The sequence below is a fragment of the Microbacterium ginsengiterrae genome, assembly GCF_014205075.1.
GTDB lineage: Bacteria > Actinomycetota > Actinomycetes > Actinomycetales > Microbacteriaceae > Microbacterium > Microbacterium ginsengiterrae.
Map to the genome: position 1 here is coordinate 1183731 of NZ_JACHMU010000001.1, position 14552 is coordinate 1198282.

Below are 14552 nucleotides of genomic sequence, written 5' to 3' on the forward strand. Positions count from 1 at the left end.
ACACACATGTGCTCCGGGATCGGTGAAAGTCCGAACCGGCGGTGACAGTCCGCGACTCGCAGGCTTTCCGGTCTGCGATTGAACCGGTGGAATTCCGGTACCGACAGTCAGAGTCTGGATGGGAGAAGCACACAGGGGGAGATCATGGACGTCCTGCGATGGATCGTCGACGCCTTCAATTCGCAGTGGGTGCTGCCTGGCGGGCAGTCGCTGCTCGTCCGCGAGGTGGTCGGGAACGTCTTCGGTCTTGCCAGCGCGCTCGGAGGCATGCGCCGCAGGGTGTGGGCGTGGCCGGTGGGGATCGTCGGCAACCTGCTCCTGCTCACGGTCTTCCTCGGCTCGATCCTCAGCCCTGAGCACTCGTTGCCGAACCTGCTCGGTCAGGCCGGGCGTCAGGTGATGTTCATCGCGGTGGCGATCTACGGTTGGATCCGCTGGCGCCAGGCTGTCTCCGGCGCGGGCAGAGTGACGCCGCGCTGGGCCTCGGGTCGCGCGCGAATCGGACTCGTCCTCGTCCTCATCGTCGGAACCGTCGCCCTCACTCCGCTCTTCCGTCTGCTCGGCTCGTACGAACCGGTCTGGGCTGATGCATGGACGTTCGTCGGATCGCTGCTGGCCACGTACGGGATGGCGAAGGGCTGGACGGAGTTCTGGCTCATCTGGATCGCCGTCGACGTCGTCGGCGTGCCGCTGCTGTTCAGCGCCGGGTATTACGCCACCGGTTTCATGTACGTGTTCTACGGCGTCTTCACCGCGGTGGGCTTCGTCGTGTGGTGGCGGGCCCAGGCGGGCGCCAAACCTCAGATCGAGACCGTCATGCCCGACCCGCGCATAGGCGGGGGCGACGAGAATAGGGAGTGATGTTCGACAGCCCGCTCTCCGCCTCCGCCTACGACGTGCTCGGCGTCGACCCCGACGCGACCGCGGAGGAGATCAAGCGGGCGTTCCGGTTGCGGTTGCGGCAGACCCACCCGGATGCCGGGGGCGACGCCGGTGCGTTCATCCAGGTGCAGCGGGCATGGGAGCTCATCGGCACAGCGGAGGCGCGCGTCGCGTACGACCGCGGCCACGGATTCGCGACGGCGTCGAGCACCGAGACGTCCGAGCAGGACTGGAGCGTCTGGCGCGCACCGACCGCGCGCGCGGACAGCCGGCCCAAGGCGCGCGCGTACGGGCATCCGGGAGGATGGCGGCGCGAACGCTTCCTCACCCTGATGCGGGAATGGGCCGGTCACGGTGTCGAGGTCCCCGACCCCTACGATCCTGCGCTCGTGCGCTCGGCGCCCCTCGAGATCCGGCGCCTCCTCGCCGACGCCCTCGCCGAAGAGGCCACCGCGGCGACCGTCTCCGACCTCGGGATGGGGTTCACGGTGTGGCACGACGTCGCGGCCGGTCCCGGCGCCGGCGAGAAGCTCGACCACGTCATCCTCAGCCCGTCCGGTCTGTACGGCGTGATGTCCGAGGACTTCGCCGAGCTCGCGCGCTTCCGCCGCGGGGAGATCATCGGCAGGAACGTCGACGGACTCGCCCCGGTGGCGACCCTGCTCGCCCGCATGCGGGCGATCGCGCGCGCCGCGAAGGTCCGGTTCGGCGGTGCGATCATCGTGCTGCCTGATGATGACCTCGATCAGGCCGTGACACCGCTCGGCAAGGTCCGGGGAGTCCCCGTCGTCGTCGTGCGTCGCAGCGCGCTGAGCATGGTGCTGCGGCAGGGCGTGCCCGGTGCGCGCGACATCGGCGGGAACGAGCTGTTCGACGTGCGCACGCGGCTGCAGCAGACCGTCCGCTTCGTCTGAGGCCCCGCCTCACGCGGCGCGCATCACGTCATGCGGCGCGCATCACCACGCGGCGCGCATCACCTGTCGCCGGAGCGGAACAGCCCTCTGAGCATGAAGAACACCACGATGGCGACGACCAGGACGATCGCCAGCTTCGCGATGAACCAGAGCACGGAGAAGAGCACGCTGACCAGCCACCACGCGATGACGACCGCGAGGATGACGCCGAGGATGGTCCAGAGGGAGTTCTTGGTCATGACCCCAGCTTAGGGAGCGCCTCCCGTGGCGCGGAGCCTCTTGCGTGGATCAGGCGCAGCTGCAAGGCGGGCGATGCTGCACGGCGCGCATGGGACGGTCGGTTAGCATTTCAGGCATGACGCACTCCGATCAGGTCGACGACGTCCCCATCGGCGGAGAGGTCATCCGACTCGGACAGTTCCTGAAGTACGCGGGTCTGCTCGACTCCGGCGGTGACGCCAAGGAGATGATCATCGACGGTTATGTCCAGGTCAACGGCGATATCGAGCGGCGTCGTGGCCGCCAACTCCGCGACGGCGACCTCGTCACGGTCGACGGTCGCACGGTGCGCGTGCGCCCCTGAGAAGCCGCGTCAGTCCTCTCGAAGAGGCACGAAGCTGTAGCGACCGTCATCCTCTCGTCGGTGCAGAGTCCCGACGTGCATGTCGACGACGGTCATGATCCCCGCGACCGGAGCCACCATGCGTCCTCCGTCGGCGAGCTGAGCCGCGATCGTCTCTGGCATTCGACCGAAGTCTGCCGACACGAGGATCCGATCGAACGGTGCATGCGCCGGGAGCCCGAGCACCCCGGCGACCGCATACTCGATTCGCGCGTGCACTCCTGCCGCCCGCAGCCGGGCGCGGGCGAAGGACACGAGCTCGGGGACGCGTTCGACGCCGATCACCTCCCCCGCGGCGCCGGCGAGATGTGCGAGCAGCGCGGTCGTCCATCCGGACCCGCTCCCGACGTCCAACACGCGGTGGCCGCTCCGCACGTCGAGCAGCTCGAGCATCCGAGCCACCGTCGACGGCTGCGAGTTCGTCGCATCCCACCCGATCCCGATCGGGCGATCCCCGTCCGCGAGGTGGCGGACCGCATCCGGGAGAAAGTCGGCGCGCGGCGTCGCGTCGAAGGCCGCGCGCACGCGCGCCCGCGTCTGGTCAGTCGCCCTGATGCCCACGGAACAGATGATGCCGGACGAGGCGCCCGGTCGCTACGGTGGGCATGTGGATGCCGTCGACGCGCTGCCCGACCGCCCTGCTCCGGACAACCCGCAGGGGAAACTCGTGCTGCTCAGGCACGGTGAGACGGAGTGGTCGCGCACCGGCCGGCACACCGGCCGCACCGATGTACCGCTGACCCCGCGCGGCGAGGAGCTCGCCCGCGCCGCCGGCGAGCTGGTGCGGGAGTACGACTTCCGCCTCGTGCTCACCTCTCCGCTGCAGCGCGCCAGGCGCACCGCCGAACTCGCCGGCCTGCAGGCGGAGGTCGATCCCCGGCTCATCGAGTGGGACTACGGCGGCTACGAGGGCAGGACCACCAAGGTGATCCGCGCGGAGCTCGGGTACAACTGGTCGGCGTTCACCCACGGGGTCATCGCCGGCGAGACCCCGGGCGAGACCGTCGAAGAGGTCGCCGCGCGCGCGTCGCGCGTCCTCACCCGCGTCCTCCCCGCGATGGTCGACGGCGACGTCGCCATCGTCGCGCACGGTCACTACCTGCGCATCCTCGCCGCGGTGTTCCTGCGGCAGGCGCCGCGGTTCGGAGCATCCATCACGTTCGGGGCCGGATCGGTCTCCGTGCTCGGCTACGACCGAGAGCAGCCCGCGATCCTCGCCTGGAACCACGGCCCGCACCTGCCGATGGAACCGCCGCAGTCGTGAGTGCCGCGCCGACCGTCAGCCCGTGACGTCCACGGCATCCGGCACACCGACGAGGTCGCGCAGCTGTTCGGCTTCGACGTCGGCACCGAACGCGGCCTGACCGGGTTCGAGTCGCCGACCCTCCTCGAGATCGCCGATCACGACGGGGTCGAAGCCGAGCGCGTCGACGAGATCCGCCACGACGTCGACGTCGTCGGCATCATCACCCGCGATCGCGATCGCCTTGCGACCGGCCTCGCCGGCCGGACGGGCTTCTTCCTCGAGGTCGTGATAGCCCATGTGGTTGAGGGCCTTGACCAGGCGGGAGCCGGAGAGGAACCGCTGCACCCACACGCTCGACGAGACATCATCGGGCATGAGATCGCGGCGGGGGCCGTCGACCTCCCACCAGTGGTTCATCGCGTCGACGACGAGCCTGCCGCGCAGGAGCTCGGCCGGGAGGTTGCGGTGCTTGCCCAGAGGCAGCGCGAGGATCACGATGTCGGCCTGCGTCACCACGTCTTCGGGCCAGGCCGGGGTCGCCCCCGGAGTGAGGACCTCGGTCGTCAACGCGATGCGCACAGGATCGCCGGAGCCGGAGATGACGACGCGGTACCCGGCGCCGACGGCCAGCCTGGCCAATGCCGTGCCGACCTTTCCCGCGCCGAGGATGCCGACCGTGGCCACGGCGGTCATCGCGCCACCCCCGACATGGTCACTGGGCGCTCAGCGAGCAGCTCCCGAACCCGAGGGATGACCTTCGTGCCGTACAGTTCGACCGAGCGCATCCGCGCCGACGCCGACATCGCGCCACCCGCGGCGTAGGTGAGGTCGAAGCGACCCACGTCGAGGGTACGGATCGCGGCGGCGATCTTCGCGGCGACGGTCTCCACCGATCCCACGTAGAGCGACCCGTGCTCGATGTCCGAGAGGAACTCCTCGCGCCGAAGCGGCGGCCAGCCGCGCTGTGCGCCGATCCGGTTCCGGATCACCTGGTAGCCGGGGTAGAACACTCCCCGAGCCTCCTCGTCGGTCTCGGCGATGAAGCCGGGGGAATGCATGCCAACGGGCTTCGGGGTGGTGCCGAGCTGATCGTGCGCACGCCGGTAGAGGTCCACGTAGGGCGCGAACCGGGCGGGGGCGCCGCCGATGATCCCGAGGATCAGACCGAATCCGTAGTGTGCGGTGCGCAGGACGGACTGCGGCGACCCGCCGACGCCCACCCAGGTGGTCAGCCGCCCCGAATCGGTCTTCGGGAACACGTCGGCATTCTGCAGGGCCGGCCGCGTCGTCCCCTCCCAGGTCACCGGCTTCTCGTCGAGCAGCCGGTGGAACAGTTCGATCTTCTCGTCGAACAGCACCTCGTAGTCCGCCAGGTCGTACCCGAACAGGGGGAACGACTCGGTGAAGGATCCGCGTCCGAGGATGACCTCGGCCCGTCCGTTCGAGAGCGCGTCGAGCGTGGCGAATCGCTGGAACACCCGCACGGGGTCGTCGGACGAGAGGACGGTCACCCCGGAGCCGAGCTTGATGCGCTTGGTGGCCGTCGCGATGCCCGCGAGCACCGTCTCCGGTGTGGAGATGGAGTACTCGGCTCGGTGGTGCTCGCCCAGGGCGACAGCATCGATGCCGATCTGATCCGCGAGGACCACCTCGTCGACGGTGGCCCGGATCGCCTGGGCGTGCGAGACGATCTCGCCACGGTCGTCTCGGGGCAGGTCCCCGAAGGTGGCGATGCCGAACTCGATCTGCGAAATGTCCATCTTCTGCGACTCCTTCAGGGTCTTGTCGTGTTCATGGTGCCCGCGTCAGGATGCGCGGGCTGGTCCGCCGTCGGCGGTGATCTGCGCGACCGGTCTTCCGGTCAGCGACCAGTCGGCGTCGTCATCCGCGAGGATCTCCCGCACCCGGGGGGCCACCTCCTCGCCGAACAGGCGGATGCTGGTCTCCCGCACCTCGCGCGGCAGGTGCCGCAGGTCGTACTTGAGGTCGAACCGGGACAGGTGATTGACGCGGACCATCCGAGCGATCTTGCGGGCCACCGTCTCGACGCCGCCGACGAACAGGGCGCCTTCATCGAGCTCCTGCAGGTACCGCTCTCGCGTGGGTGCGTAGAAGCCGCGCTCCCGGCTGAGGTCGGTGACGACCGGTTCCCAGTACTTCCAGTGGATCTCTGCGGCCTGCTCGTCCGTCTCGGCGATCAGGCCCAGCGAGTGCTGCGCGATCGGCTGCTCCGCGTGCCCGAACTGCCGCAGAGCGCGCAGATAGAGCTCGGCGTGACCGGCGAACCGCTCTGGCTTTCCTCCGATGATCGCCATCATCAGCGGCATCCCGTATCGGGCGGCGCGCACGACGGAGTCGGGGCTTCCTCCGATGCCGATCCAGGCGGGAACGCCACCCTCGGGCATGCGCGGGTGCAGGCGCACGTCCTCCAGTGCCGTCCGGTACCGCCCTGACCAGGTCACCCTGTCCTCCCGCATGAGCCGGACGAACAGGTCGAGCTTCTCCTCGAAGAGGGCCTCGTACTCTCGGATGTCGTACCCGAACAGACCGAACGACTCCGTCGCCGAGGCCCGTCCGAGCACCAGCTCGGTGCGCCCGCGGGCGATCGCATCGACGGTCGCGAACTCCTGGTAGAGGCGAACGGGGTCCTGCGTCGAGAGCACCGTCACCGATGTGCCGACCCGGATGCTGCGCGTGGCCTGGGCGATGGCGGCGAGCAGGACCGGCGTCGCGGAGTCGACCTGATCCTCGCGGTAGTGCTCGCCCACGCTGAACACGTCGAGGCCGACCGCTTCGGCCAGCTGTGCCTCCTCGATGAGGAGGCGCACCGACTGCGCGTCATCCATGGGCCTGCCGACGTCAGTGGCGACATCGCCGAAGGAGTTCAATCCGAACTGCAGACGCGGGCTCTCGGTCGATTCGGCCACCGCGCACCTCCGTATTTAGTTGATATGTGAATAATTTAGTTGACGTGTGAATTATGCACTGATATCGTTCACGTGTCAACTACCGAGGAGACGCGATGGCGAAGGTGAAGCGCGGACAGCTCCCGACGAGCGAGGAGTTCGCGGTCTGGCGGGAGTATCTCGAGACGTTCGAGACGGCGCGGGCACGCATCGAAGCGCGCCTCCACCAGGACACACAGCTCTCCGGTGGCGACTATCGCGTGCTGCTCGCGCTCAGCGAGGCCGACGAGAAGGCGCTGCGATCCTCCGAGCTCGCCGCGCAGATCGGCTGGGAGCGCAGTCGCCTGTCCGGCCACCTCGGCCGCATGGAGAAGCGCGGTCTCATCCGGCGCGAGCCCTGCGCGGAGGACGCACGCGGCTCACGGGTGTGCCTCACCGATGAGGGCGCCCGCGCCTTCCGCGGCAGCACTCTCCCCCACCTGCAGGCGGTCAAGGAGATCTTCCTGGACGCGTTCTCTCCGCAGCAGATCGCGGATCTCGGTCAGGCCGCCGCCGACCTGCGTGGGCACCTGGACTCCGGCGACGAAAGCCGTCGCTGACGTTGAGCCTCGCGGTCGGCGCGCGCGGTCACGATCAGTTGAAGTCGCCGCCGGGAGCCATGTCGGCGAAGCGGGAGTAGTGCCCCTGGAAGGCCACGTTGATCGTCGCGGTCGGACCGTTACGGTGCTTGGCCACGATGAGGTCGGCTTCGCCGGGACGCACGTCCTTGTCGTAGACCGAGTCGCGGTGCAGCAGGATCACCATGTCGGCGTCCTGCTCGATCGAGCCGGACTCGCGGAGGTCGCTGATCTGCGGCTTCTTGTCCTGACGGGCCTCTGACCCACGGTTCAGCTGCGAGAGCGCGATGACGGGGACCTGGAGCTCCTTGGCGAGCAGCTTCAGCGCACGGGAGAACTCCGAGACCTCTTGCTGACGGGACTCGACGCGCTTACCGCTGGTCATCAGCTGCAGGTAGTCGATGACGACCATCCGAAGGCCCGCACGCTGCTTGAGCCGACGGCACTTCGCCCGAATCTCGACGAGGGTCATGTTCGGGCTGTCATCGATGTACAGCGGAGCGTCGTTGATGCGACCGCGGGTGGCGGCGACGGTCGTCCAGTCGCGCGGGTCGAGCGTTCCCTTGCGCATGTGCTGCAGCGGGATCGCACCCTCGGCGCTGAGCAGACGCATGGCGATCTCGCTCTTGCCCATCTCGAGGGAGAAGAAGATCGCCGGCTGGTTGTGGCCGATCGCCGCGGCGCGCGCGAAGTCGAGCGCGAGCGTCGACTTACCCATCGCGGGGCGGGCGGCGACGACGATCATCTGGCCACCGTGCAGACCGTTCGTGAGCTCGTCGAGCTCCTTGAAGCCGGTCGGCACGCCCGTCATGGACCCGTCGCGGCCGCTCGCAGCCTCGATCTCCTCGACAGCCGCGTCGACCGCGACGGTCAGCGGCACGTAGTCCTCGGCCGTCTCGGTGCCGGTCACGGCGTAGATCTCCGCCTGGGCGTTGTTCACGAGGTCGGTGGCATCGCCCTGGCCGTCGTAGCCGAGCTGCACGATGCGGGTACCCGCATCGACGAGGCGGCGCAGGATCGACCGCTCGGCGACGATGCTCGCGTAGTAGCCGGCGTTCGCAGCGGTCGGGACGATCGAGGTCAGGGTGTGCAGGTAGTCCGCACCACCGGCGCGACCGAGCTCACCGGTCTTGATGAGCTCGTCGGTGACGGCGACGACGTCGGTCGGCTCGCCGTGCGAGTACAGCGACAGGATCGCCTCGAAGATGAGCTCGTGCTTGGGGATGTAGAAGTCGGCGCCCTTGAGCGTCTCGATCACATCGGCGACGGCATCCTTCGACAGGAGCATGCCGCCCAGAGCACTCTGTTCGGCGAGGAGGTCGTGCGGAGGCGTGCGCTCCGGGGGACGCTGTCCCCCACCAAGACGCTGCTCGGAGATGTCCGCAATCGACACTGTGCTCCCCTCGGATGTGATCGCTGGTGGTGCGTGCGGCTCGGGGATCCAGAGGCCCCGGCCGACGACCGCGGTGTGCGCTGCGGTCCTGAACAGACAATCAGGTACCACCGACATCGGGTCGCTCTCTCACGCTAGGAGCGGCGGGAACCACCTGCAACAGCACCTGTGGATAACTCTGTGGAGAGAATGCGGAGAACGCCGGAGAGTCTGTGCACAACAGATGTGGATAAGTCTGTGGTCGAAGGAGATTCAGGAGCAGTATATGCAGTGTGAACTGGTGTTTTCAGAATCCCCAACCTGTGGATGAGAATCTGTTTAAACACTACATTGAAGGTTTACGAGACGCGTATCGCGTGTGTACAACTTGGGGAAAGTCAAGTCTTGATTTTTCCCGGGCGCGTATCGCCGGCGCCTCGGCGAGCGGAGCCTCATCTGCCCGTCCGGACACGACGAAGCGCCCCCTGACCCGGAGGACAGGGGGCGCTTCGAAGGCGCGTCGCTGCTTACTTGGCGGCGACGACCTGAAGGGTGATGACGGCCACGACGTCCTCGTGCAGACGCACGGTCGCCTCGTGGTCACCCGTCGACTTGATCGGCGAGGTGATGGTCACCTTGCGCTTGTCGATGGATCCGAGACCGGCGGTCGCGACGGCGTCGGCAACGTGCTCGGTCTTGACCGAGCCGAACAGACGGCCACCGTTTCCGGCCTTGACGGTCAGGCGGACCTTCTGGCCCTCGATCGCGTCCTTGAGTGCCACGGCCTCTTCGCGGTCGTGGATGGCGCGTGCCTTGCGGGCGGCCTGGATGGACTCGACCTGCTTTGCACCGCCACGGGTCCACGCCGTAGCGAAGCCCTGGGGGATGAGGAAGTTACGGGCGTACCCGTTCTTGACCTCGACCACGTCACCGGCGCTTCCGAGCCCGGCGACCTCGTTCGTGAGAATCAGCTTTGCCATTGTCGGTACCCCTTAGCGGCCAGCGCCGGCGTAGGGCAGGAGCGCCATTTCGCGCGCGTTCTTGATCGCCTTGGCGATCAGACGCTGCTCCTGCACCGAGACTCCGGTGATACGACGGGCGCGGATCTTCCCGCGCTCGGAGATGAACTTGCGAAGCGTTGCGACGTCCTTGTAGTCAATGACGCCGACCCGGATCGACTTCGCGGGAGCGGTGGGCTTGCCACCCTTCCGCGGCTTGCGGCGATCGCCGCTCGACTTTCCAGCCATGGTTCTTCCTTATTGATGAGCGGATGCCGTTCCCGCAGACGTGCGCGGGATCGGATCCAGAAGTTGTTTAGAACGGGGTGTCGTCGCCGAAGCTACCCGGAGTGCTCCAGGCATCAGCGCTCGTCGAGGAACCGGGCGTGGACCACGGCTCCTCCGACACCTGCTGCTGCTGTGCCGGACGAGACTGTCCGCCACCGCCGCCGCCACCGGACGCGGCACGGGTGACCTGCGCCGTCGCGTATCGCAGCGACGGGCCGATCTCGTCGACCTCGAGCTCGATGGACGTGCGGTTGTTGCCCTCACGGTCCTGGTACGAGCGCTGGCGGAGACGACCCTGGGCCACGACGCGCATGCCCTTGGTCAGCGAACCTGCCACGTGCTCGGCGAACTCGCGCCACACGGACGCGCGGAGGAACAGCGCTTCGCCGTCCTTCCACTCGTTCGCCTGACGGTCGAAGGTGCGCGGAGTGGATGCGATGGTGAAGTTCGCCACCGGCAGCCCGTTCTGCGTGTAACGCAGCTCGGGGTCGGCCGTGAGGTTGCCCACCACGGTGATGACGGTTTCGCCGGCCATGAGGATCAGGCCTTCGCAGCCTTGGCAGCCTTGCGGGCAGCCTTCTCTTCGGAGCGCTTGGCCTCGGATGCGATCATCGCCTGCGCCTCTTCGGCCCGCAGGACCTTGGTGCGCATGATCTGCTCGTTCAGCTTGAGCTGACGGTCGAGCTCCTGGGTGGCCTCGCTGGTAGCGGTGAAGTTGACGACGGCGTAGATGCCCTCGTTCTTCTTCTGGATCTCGTATGCGAGCCGGCGCTTACCCCAGACGTCGACGTTGTCCACAGAACCGCCATCGTTGGTGATGACCTTCAGGAACTTGTCGAGCGTGGGAGCGACCTGGCGCTCGTCGACCTCAGGGTTCAGAATGACCATGAGTTCGTACTGGTGCGTCACTTACCCACCTCCTTCGGACTAGAACGGCTTCCGGGACTTTCCCGGAAGCAGGAGGGTGTGTGCACGTGTCCGCCCGCGGATCGCGGAGTGCGGGCCGATGGGCAGACAACCACAACAGTCTACTGGAGATCCCCTCGCCCCGCGACCACGGCCCCCGGCGTCCCGTCAGACGGCAGGTGTGGCCGCCCACGCCGCCCGGTCCTCCGCGGTCGGCGCTGCGGGGATCCGCCCTCGACCGTCGGGTTCCGGGATCGCCGCGAGCAGGGAGCGCGTGTAGGGATGACGCGGATCCGCCCACAGTTCGGCCGTCGGTCGGGACTCCAGCATCCGCCCGGCGTACATGACGAGGGTGCGATCCGCGATGCGACGCACGACCGCGAGATCGTGCGAGATGAACAGCATTCCCGCGCCGACCTCGGCGACCAGGTCACGCATGAGGGCTGCGACGCTCGTCTGCGTCGACGCATCGAGCGCGGATATGGGCTCGTCGGCGATGAGCAGTTTCGGGCGTGCGGCGAGCGCGCGCGCGATCGCGATGCGCTGCTTCTGTCCGCCGGAGAACTGATGCGGGTAGCGCCGCGTCCACGACGGATCGAGGCCGACCCGCTCGAGCCACTCCTCGACGCGCGAGCCCTGGTCGCCCCTGGCCAGCGCGGTCTGGATGCCGTCACCGATCTGATCCCCGATCCGCCGACGCGGGTTCAGTGAGGTCGAGGGATCCTGGAAGACCATCTGGATGCCCGTCAGCGCGACGGGTCTGCGGCGGACACCCATCGGGGCCACCGGCATCCCGTCGAAGGTGATCAGGCCCCCCGCGGTCCGCTCGATGCCGGCGACCGCGCGCGCCAGGCTCGACTTGCCGCTGCCCGACTCCCCCACCAAGGCGACCGTCTCGCCGGACGCGACCTGCACGGAGACGTCGTCGACCGCGGTGACGGGCGGATTGCCGGGGTATCGCACCGTGACGCCCTGCGCGTCCAGCACCATCGCGTCACTCATCGCCTGCCCCTTCGATCCGGCCGGAGGCGGTCTCATCGTCAGAGCCGATCCGCGACCCCGGCAGCGCCGCGAGCAGCGACCGGGTGTACTCGTGCTGCGGTTGGGCGAACAGCGTCTCCCGATCCGCGCGTTCCACGATCCGGCCGTCCTTCATCACCGCGACGTCGTCGGCGATCGCGCTCATGACCCCGAGGTCGTGCGTGACCAGCAGCACCGCGAGGTGACGCTCGAGCGCGAGATCGCGCAGCAGCCGGAGGATGCCGGCCTGCACGGTGACGTCGAGAGCCGTGGTGGGTTCATCGGCGAGCAGCACCTCCGGGTCGCAGGCCAGCGCGCAGGCGATCGCGATGCGCTGCCGCTGTCCACCGGAGAACTGGTGCGGATACCGGCCGAGCGACTCTTCCGCCCGCGGCACCTGCACGATCTCGAGGAGTTCGACGGCCCGCGCCTCGGCCGCCTTGCCCTTGAGCCCGAGGTGCACCCGCATGTGGTCGGTGAGCTGCCGACCGACGGTCAGCTGCGGATGCAGGGACGACGACGGGTCCTGGAAGATCATCGCGATGCGGGCCCCGCGCACACGGTTCAGTGCACGCCGCGGCATCCCGAGGAGCTCGTCCTCGCCGAGGAGGATCGATCCGGACGTCGTCGCCGTGCGCGGCAACAGTCCGAGGACGGCGAGGGACGTGAGGGTCTTCCCCGAGCCGGATTCGCCGGCGAGACCGTGGATCCTGCCGCGTTCCAGATCGAGGGACACCCCGTGCACGAGCGGGCGCCCGATGGAGATGTGCAGATCACGGATGCTCAGCGCCGTCGAGGTCATGCGCCCGCTCCCTTCGCGGATCCGACGAGGTCGGCCTGGTTCTCGTGCGCGATCTCCGCGGTCGGGTCGAGCACATCGCGCATCGCATCGCCGAGGAAGTTGAACGCCACCACGACGGTGAGGATCGCGAGGCCGGGGAAGACCCCCAACCACCAGGCGTCGAAGTTCGACATGGCGGCGGAGATCATCGAACCCCACTCCGCCGTCGGCGGCTGTGCACCGAGGCCGAGGAACGACAGTCCGGACAGCAGCAGGATCGCCGTGCCGATGTCGAGCGTGGCGAGCACGAGCACGGGCCCCGCGATGTTCGGCAGGATGTCGACCCAGAGACTGCGCAGCGGCGAGTATCCCAGCAGGCGCCCGGCGACGACGTAGTTCTGCCCGCGGAGGCTGAGGACGATGCTGCGGGTGACGCGGGCGTACTGCGGCCACGACACGATCACCGCTGCGATGACCGCGTTGAACAGGGACGGGCCGAGGGATGCCGTGACCACCATCGCGAGGATCACGGTCGGGAACGCCATGAACAGGTCGGTCACGCGCATCAGCGTCTCGTCGACCCACCGGCCGAAGTATCCCGCCGTGGCCCCGATGATCGTGCCGATGACGAGGGCGGCCACGACGAGGGTGAGCGCGAGGGGGATCGTCACGGTCGCGCCCGTCATCAGGCGCGAGAAGATGTCGCGGCCGTTGCCGTCGGTTCCCATCAGGGTCTCGATGCCCGGCGCCTGCAGTCTCGGCAGCACCTGGGCGTTGGGGGCGTACGGCACCCACCACTGCGCGGTGAACGCGATGACCACCCATGCCAGCGCGATGACCGCACCGATGATGCCGAGCGGTGTGCGCAGGGCGCGGGGCCGGCGGAAGCGGACCTTCCAGCGGGCCGCGACGCGCGTGTCGTCGTCGAGGGCGCTCATGCGATCCTCACTCTCGGATCCAGGACGCCGTACAGCAGATCGACGACGAGATTGATGACGAGGTAGATCACACCGACCACGAGGCCGACGCCCATGATGCCGGTCAGGTCGAGGTTCGCCGCCGCGTTGTAGGCGTACGTCCCGAGACCCGGCCAGGCGAACACGGACTCGACGAGCACGGTGCCGCTGAGCAGCGCCCCGAACGCGACGCCGACGACCGTGAGGATCGGGAGGGCCGCACCGCGGAGCACGTAGTCGAGCACGATGCGCGTACCGGGAAGACCCTTCGCGCGAGCGGCGCGGACGTAATCGCTGTCGAGGACCTCGAGGACCGAGGTGCGCACGAACCGGGTGAGCAACCCGATCGTGACGAGCGACAGGACCATCACGGGCAGCGCGAGGTGCGAGGCGGCGTCGAAGAAGCCGACGCCGTCTCCGTTGAGCAGATAGTCCACCGTGTAGAAGCCCGTGATGCGCGGCGGCGGTGTGATCGACGGCGAGATGCGACCCGACCCTGGTGCGACGCCCAACTGCAGGAAGAAGAAGTAATAGCTGACCAGCGCGAGCCAGAAGGTGGGGACGCTCAGCCCGACGAGGGTGACGACGCGGACGACCTGGTCGGTGACCAGCCCCCGGCGGTAGGCGGCGAGGGTGCCGAGGACGACGCTGACGGCGAGGCTGACGACGATCGCGCACACCGCGATCTCGATCGTCGCCGGCACCGCGGTGGCCAGGTCGAGCGTGACGGGGCGTCCCGTGACGAGCGAGACGCCGAGGTCTCCGCGCAGGAGATTGCCCATGTAGATGAAGTACTGCACGACCAGGGGCTGATCCAGCCCGTGCGCTCTGATGAACGCCTCTCGTGTCGCCGGGTTCTGCGCCGCTCCTTCGCCGAGTGCGGCGGACACGGGGTCGCCGGGGACGAGGTTGGTGAGCAGGAACGTCACGATCGTGACGCCGATCAGAAGGAGCACCGATGTGCCCAGTCGACGCAGCAGGTACCCGACCAGCGGTGAGCGGGTCGGGTACCTGCGCGAGACGGTCTCCGTCGTCATCGAGTGT

General features: G+C 68.3%; 19 protein-coding genes and 1 riboswitch. Of the genes, 5 read left to right on the forward strand and 14 right to left on the reverse strand.

Annotated features, from left to right (window positions below; all coding sequences use genetic code 11):
• Nucleotides 1-4 precede the first annotated feature (4 nt).
• Nucleotides 5-135, forward strand: a riboswitch (FMN riboswitch).
• Between the two features lie 9 nt (nt 136-144).
• Both pnuC and HD600_RS05910 read left to right on the forward strand, forming a co-directional pair.
• Nucleotides 145-861 carry a nicotinamide riboside transporter PnuC gene (gene pnuC / locus HD600_RS05905; RefSeq protein ID WP_144793729.1) on the forward strand — a complete coding sequence of 239 codons (717 nt, stop codon included), beginning with the start codon at nt 145-147 and terminating at the stop codon, nt 859-861.
• On the forward strand, nt 861-1796 hold the full coding sequence (locus HD600_RS05910) for a J domain-containing protein (protein ID WP_184284732.1): 936 nt from the start codon (nt 861-863) through the stop codon (nt 1794-1796). The genes pnuC and HD600_RS05910 overlap by 1 nt, the downstream gene beginning before the upstream one ends.
• 59 nt (nt 1797-1855) lie before the next feature.
• On the opposite strand, the gene HD600_RS05915 is transcribed toward HD600_RS05910, so the two are convergent.
• A complete protein-coding gene (locus tag HD600_RS05915; protein WP_184282223.1) occupies nt 1856-2035 on the reverse strand; it encodes a hypothetical protein in 180 nt (59 codons plus the stop codon).
• Between the two features lie 116 nt (nt 2036-2151).
• Here HD600_RS05915 and HD600_RS05920 point away from each other — a divergent pair, with 116 nt between their 5' ends.
• Complete coding sequence (locus HD600_RS05920; RefSeq protein WP_184282225.1) at nt 2152-2379, forward strand: RNA-binding S4 domain-containing protein; 228 nt, start codon at nt 2152-2154, stop codon at nt 2377-2379.
• Between the two features lie 9 nt (nt 2380-2388).
• Here the strand turns inward: HD600_RS05920 and HD600_RS05925 are convergent, their stop codons facing one another.
• Complete coding sequence (locus tag HD600_RS05925) at nt 2389-2979, reverse strand: protein-L-isoaspartate O-methyltransferase family protein (RefSeq protein ID WP_260980386.1); 591 nt, start codon at nt 2977-2979, stop codon at nt 2389-2391.
• On the opposite strand from HD600_RS05925, the gene HD600_RS05930 reads away from it, so the two are divergent.
• Nucleotides 2972-3682: a histidine phosphatase family protein gene (locus HD600_RS05930; RefSeq protein ID WP_241731628.1), complete on the forward strand. Its 711-nt coding sequence runs from the start codon at nt 2972-2974 to the stop codon at nt 3680-3682. The two genes, HD600_RS05925 and HD600_RS05930, sit on opposite strands and share 8 nt — an antisense overlap.
• A 15-nt stretch (nt 3683-3697) precedes the next feature.
• On the opposite strand, the gene HD600_RS05935 is transcribed toward HD600_RS05930, so the two are convergent.
• From HD600_RS05935 to HD600_RS05945, 3 genes are read right to left on the reverse strand one after another with little or no spacing between them, the layout of a single operon-like run.
• On the reverse strand, nt 3698-4357 hold the full coding sequence (locus HD600_RS05935; protein WP_184282227.1) for an NADPH-dependent F420 reductase: 660 nt from the start codon (nt 4355-4357) through the stop codon (nt 3698-3700).
• Nucleotides 4354-5424: an LLM class flavin-dependent oxidoreductase gene (locus HD600_RS05940; protein ID WP_184282229.1), complete on the reverse strand. Its 1071-nt coding sequence runs from the start codon at nt 5422-5424 to the stop codon at nt 4354-4356. The genes HD600_RS05935 and HD600_RS05940 overlap by 4 nt, the downstream gene beginning before the upstream one ends.
• 45 nt (nt 5425-5469) lie before the next feature.
• The gene (locus HD600_RS05945) at nt 5470-6591 is read right to left on the reverse strand and encodes an LLM class flavin-dependent oxidoreductase (RefSeq protein WP_338402158.1); all 1122 of its coding nucleotides are present in this window, start codon (nt 6589-6591) and stop codon (nt 5470-5472) included.
• A 95-nt stretch (nt 6592-6686) separates the two neighbouring features.
• Between HD600_RS05945 and HD600_RS05950 the strand changes: the two genes are divergently transcribed.
• Nucleotides 6687-7169 carry a MarR family winged helix-turn-helix transcriptional regulator gene (locus HD600_RS05950; protein ID WP_184282231.1) on the forward strand — a complete coding sequence of 161 codons (483 nt, stop codon included), beginning with the start codon at nt 6687-6689 and terminating at the stop codon, nt 7167-7169.
• A 34-nt stretch (nt 7170-7203) separates the two neighbouring features.
• On the opposite strand, the gene dnaB is transcribed toward HD600_RS05950, so the two are convergent.
• The 9 genes from dnaB to HD600_RS05995 all read right to left on the reverse strand — a co-directional run bounded on the left by dnaB (nt 7204) and on the right by HD600_RS05995 (nt 14545).
• Nucleotides 7204-8580: a replicative DNA helicase gene (gene dnaB / locus HD600_RS05955; protein WP_144793764.1), complete on the reverse strand. Its 1377-nt coding sequence runs from the start codon at nt 8578-8580 to the stop codon at nt 7204-7206.
• Nucleotides 8581-9086: 506 nt separating this feature from the next.
• Entirely contained in the window at nt 9087-9539 is a 453-nt protein-coding gene (gene rplI, locus HD600_RS05960) for a 50S ribosomal protein L9 (RefSeq protein ID WP_144793767.1), read from the reverse strand.
• A 12-nt stretch (nt 9540-9551) separates the two neighbouring features.
• Nucleotides 9552-9806: a 30S ribosomal protein S18 gene (gene rpsR, locus HD600_RS05965; protein WP_071641238.1), complete on the reverse strand. Its 255-nt coding sequence runs from the start codon at nt 9804-9806 to the stop codon at nt 9552-9554.
• Between the two features lie 67 nt (nt 9807-9873).
• Nucleotides 9874-10380 carry a single-stranded DNA-binding protein gene (locus tag HD600_RS05970; protein WP_144793770.1) on the reverse strand — a complete coding sequence of 169 codons (507 nt, stop codon included), beginning with the start codon at nt 10378-10380 and terminating at the stop codon, nt 9874-9876.
• A gap of 5 nt (nt 10381-10385) precedes the next feature.
• On the reverse strand, nt 10386-10754 hold the full coding sequence (gene rpsF, locus HD600_RS05975) for a 30S ribosomal protein S6 (protein WP_144793773.1): 369 nt from the start codon (nt 10752-10754) through the stop codon (nt 10386-10388).
• A gap of 165 nt (nt 10755-10919) precedes the next feature.
• On the reverse strand, nt 10920-11753 hold the full coding sequence (locus tag HD600_RS05980) for an ABC transporter ATP-binding protein (protein WP_184282233.1): 834 nt from the start codon (nt 11751-11753) through the stop codon (nt 10920-10922).
• Complete coding sequence (locus HD600_RS05985) at nt 11746-12573, reverse strand: ABC transporter ATP-binding protein (protein WP_144793779.1); 828 nt, start codon at nt 12571-12573, stop codon at nt 11746-11748. The genes HD600_RS05980 and HD600_RS05985 overlap by 8 nt, the downstream gene beginning before the upstream one ends.
• Nucleotides 12570-13490 (reverse strand): ABC transporter permease, encoded by a 921-nt coding sequence (locus HD600_RS05990; RefSeq protein ID WP_184282235.1) that lies wholly within the window; start codon nt 13488-13490, stop codon nt 12570-12572. Before HD600_RS05990 ends, HD600_RS05985 begins: the two co-directional genes overlap by 4 nt.
• Entirely contained in the window at nt 13487-14545 is a 1059-nt protein-coding gene (locus tag HD600_RS05995) for an ABC transporter permease (protein ID WP_144793784.1), read from the reverse strand. The genes HD600_RS05990 and HD600_RS05995 overlap by 4 nt, the downstream gene beginning before the upstream one ends.
• Nucleotides 14546-14552 lie beyond the last annotated feature (7 nt).

Coding starts and splice junctions, on each gene's coding strand:
- pnuC (WP_144793729.1), top strand. CDS start 145: ATGGACGTCCTGCGATGGATCGTCGACGCCTTCAATTCGCAGTGGGTG.
- HD600_RS05910 (WP_184284732.1), top strand. CDS start 861: ATGTTCGACAGCCCGCTCTCCGCCTCCGCCTACGACGTGCTCGGCGTC.
- HD600_RS05915 (WP_184282223.1), bottom strand. CDS start 2,035: ATGACCAAGAACTCCCTCTGGACCATCCTCGGCGTCATCCTCGCGGTC.
- HD600_RS05920 (WP_184282225.1), top strand. CDS start 2,152: ATGACGCACTCCGATCAGGTCGACGACGTCCCCATCGGCGGAGAGGTC.
- HD600_RS05930 (WP_241731628.1), top strand. CDS start 2,972: ATGCCCACGGAACAGATGATGCCGGACGAGGCGCCCGGTCGCTACGGT.
- HD600_RS05935 (WP_184282227.1), bottom strand. CDS start 4,357: ATGACCGCCGTGGCCACGGTCGGCATCCTCGGCGCGGGAAAGGTCGGC.
- HD600_RS05940 (WP_184282229.1), bottom strand. CDS start 5,424: ATGGACATTTCGCAGATCGAGTTCGGCATCGCCACCTTCGGGGACCTG.
- HD600_RS05950 (WP_184282231.1), top strand. CDS start 6,687: ATGGCGAAGGTGAAGCGCGGACAGCTCCCGACGAGCGAGGAGTTCGCG.
- rplI (WP_144793767.1), bottom strand. CDS start 9,539: ATGGCAAAGCTGATTCTCACGAACGAGGTCGCCGGGCTCGGAAGCGCC.
- rpsR (WP_071641238.1), bottom strand. CDS start 9,806: ATGGCTGGAAAGTCGAGCGGCGATCGCCGCAAGCCGCGGAAGGGTGGC.
- HD600_RS05970 (WP_144793770.1), bottom strand. CDS start 10,380: ATGGCCGGCGAAACCGTCATCACCGTGGTGGGCAACCTCACGGCCGAC.
- HD600_RS05980 (WP_184282233.1), bottom strand. CDS start 11,753: ATGAGTGACGCGATGGTGCTGGACGCGCAGGGCGTCACGGTGCGATAC.
- HD600_RS05985 (WP_144793779.1), bottom strand. CDS start 12,573: ATGACCTCGACGGCGCTGAGCATCCGTGATCTGCACATCTCCATCGGG.
- HD600_RS05990 (WP_184282235.1), bottom strand. CDS start 13,490: ATGAGCGCCCTCGACGACGACACGCGCGTCGCGGCCCGCTGGAAGGTC.
- HD600_RS05995 (WP_144793784.1), bottom strand. CDS start 14,545: ATGACGACGGAGACCGTCTCGCGCAGGTACCCGACCCGCTCACCGCTG.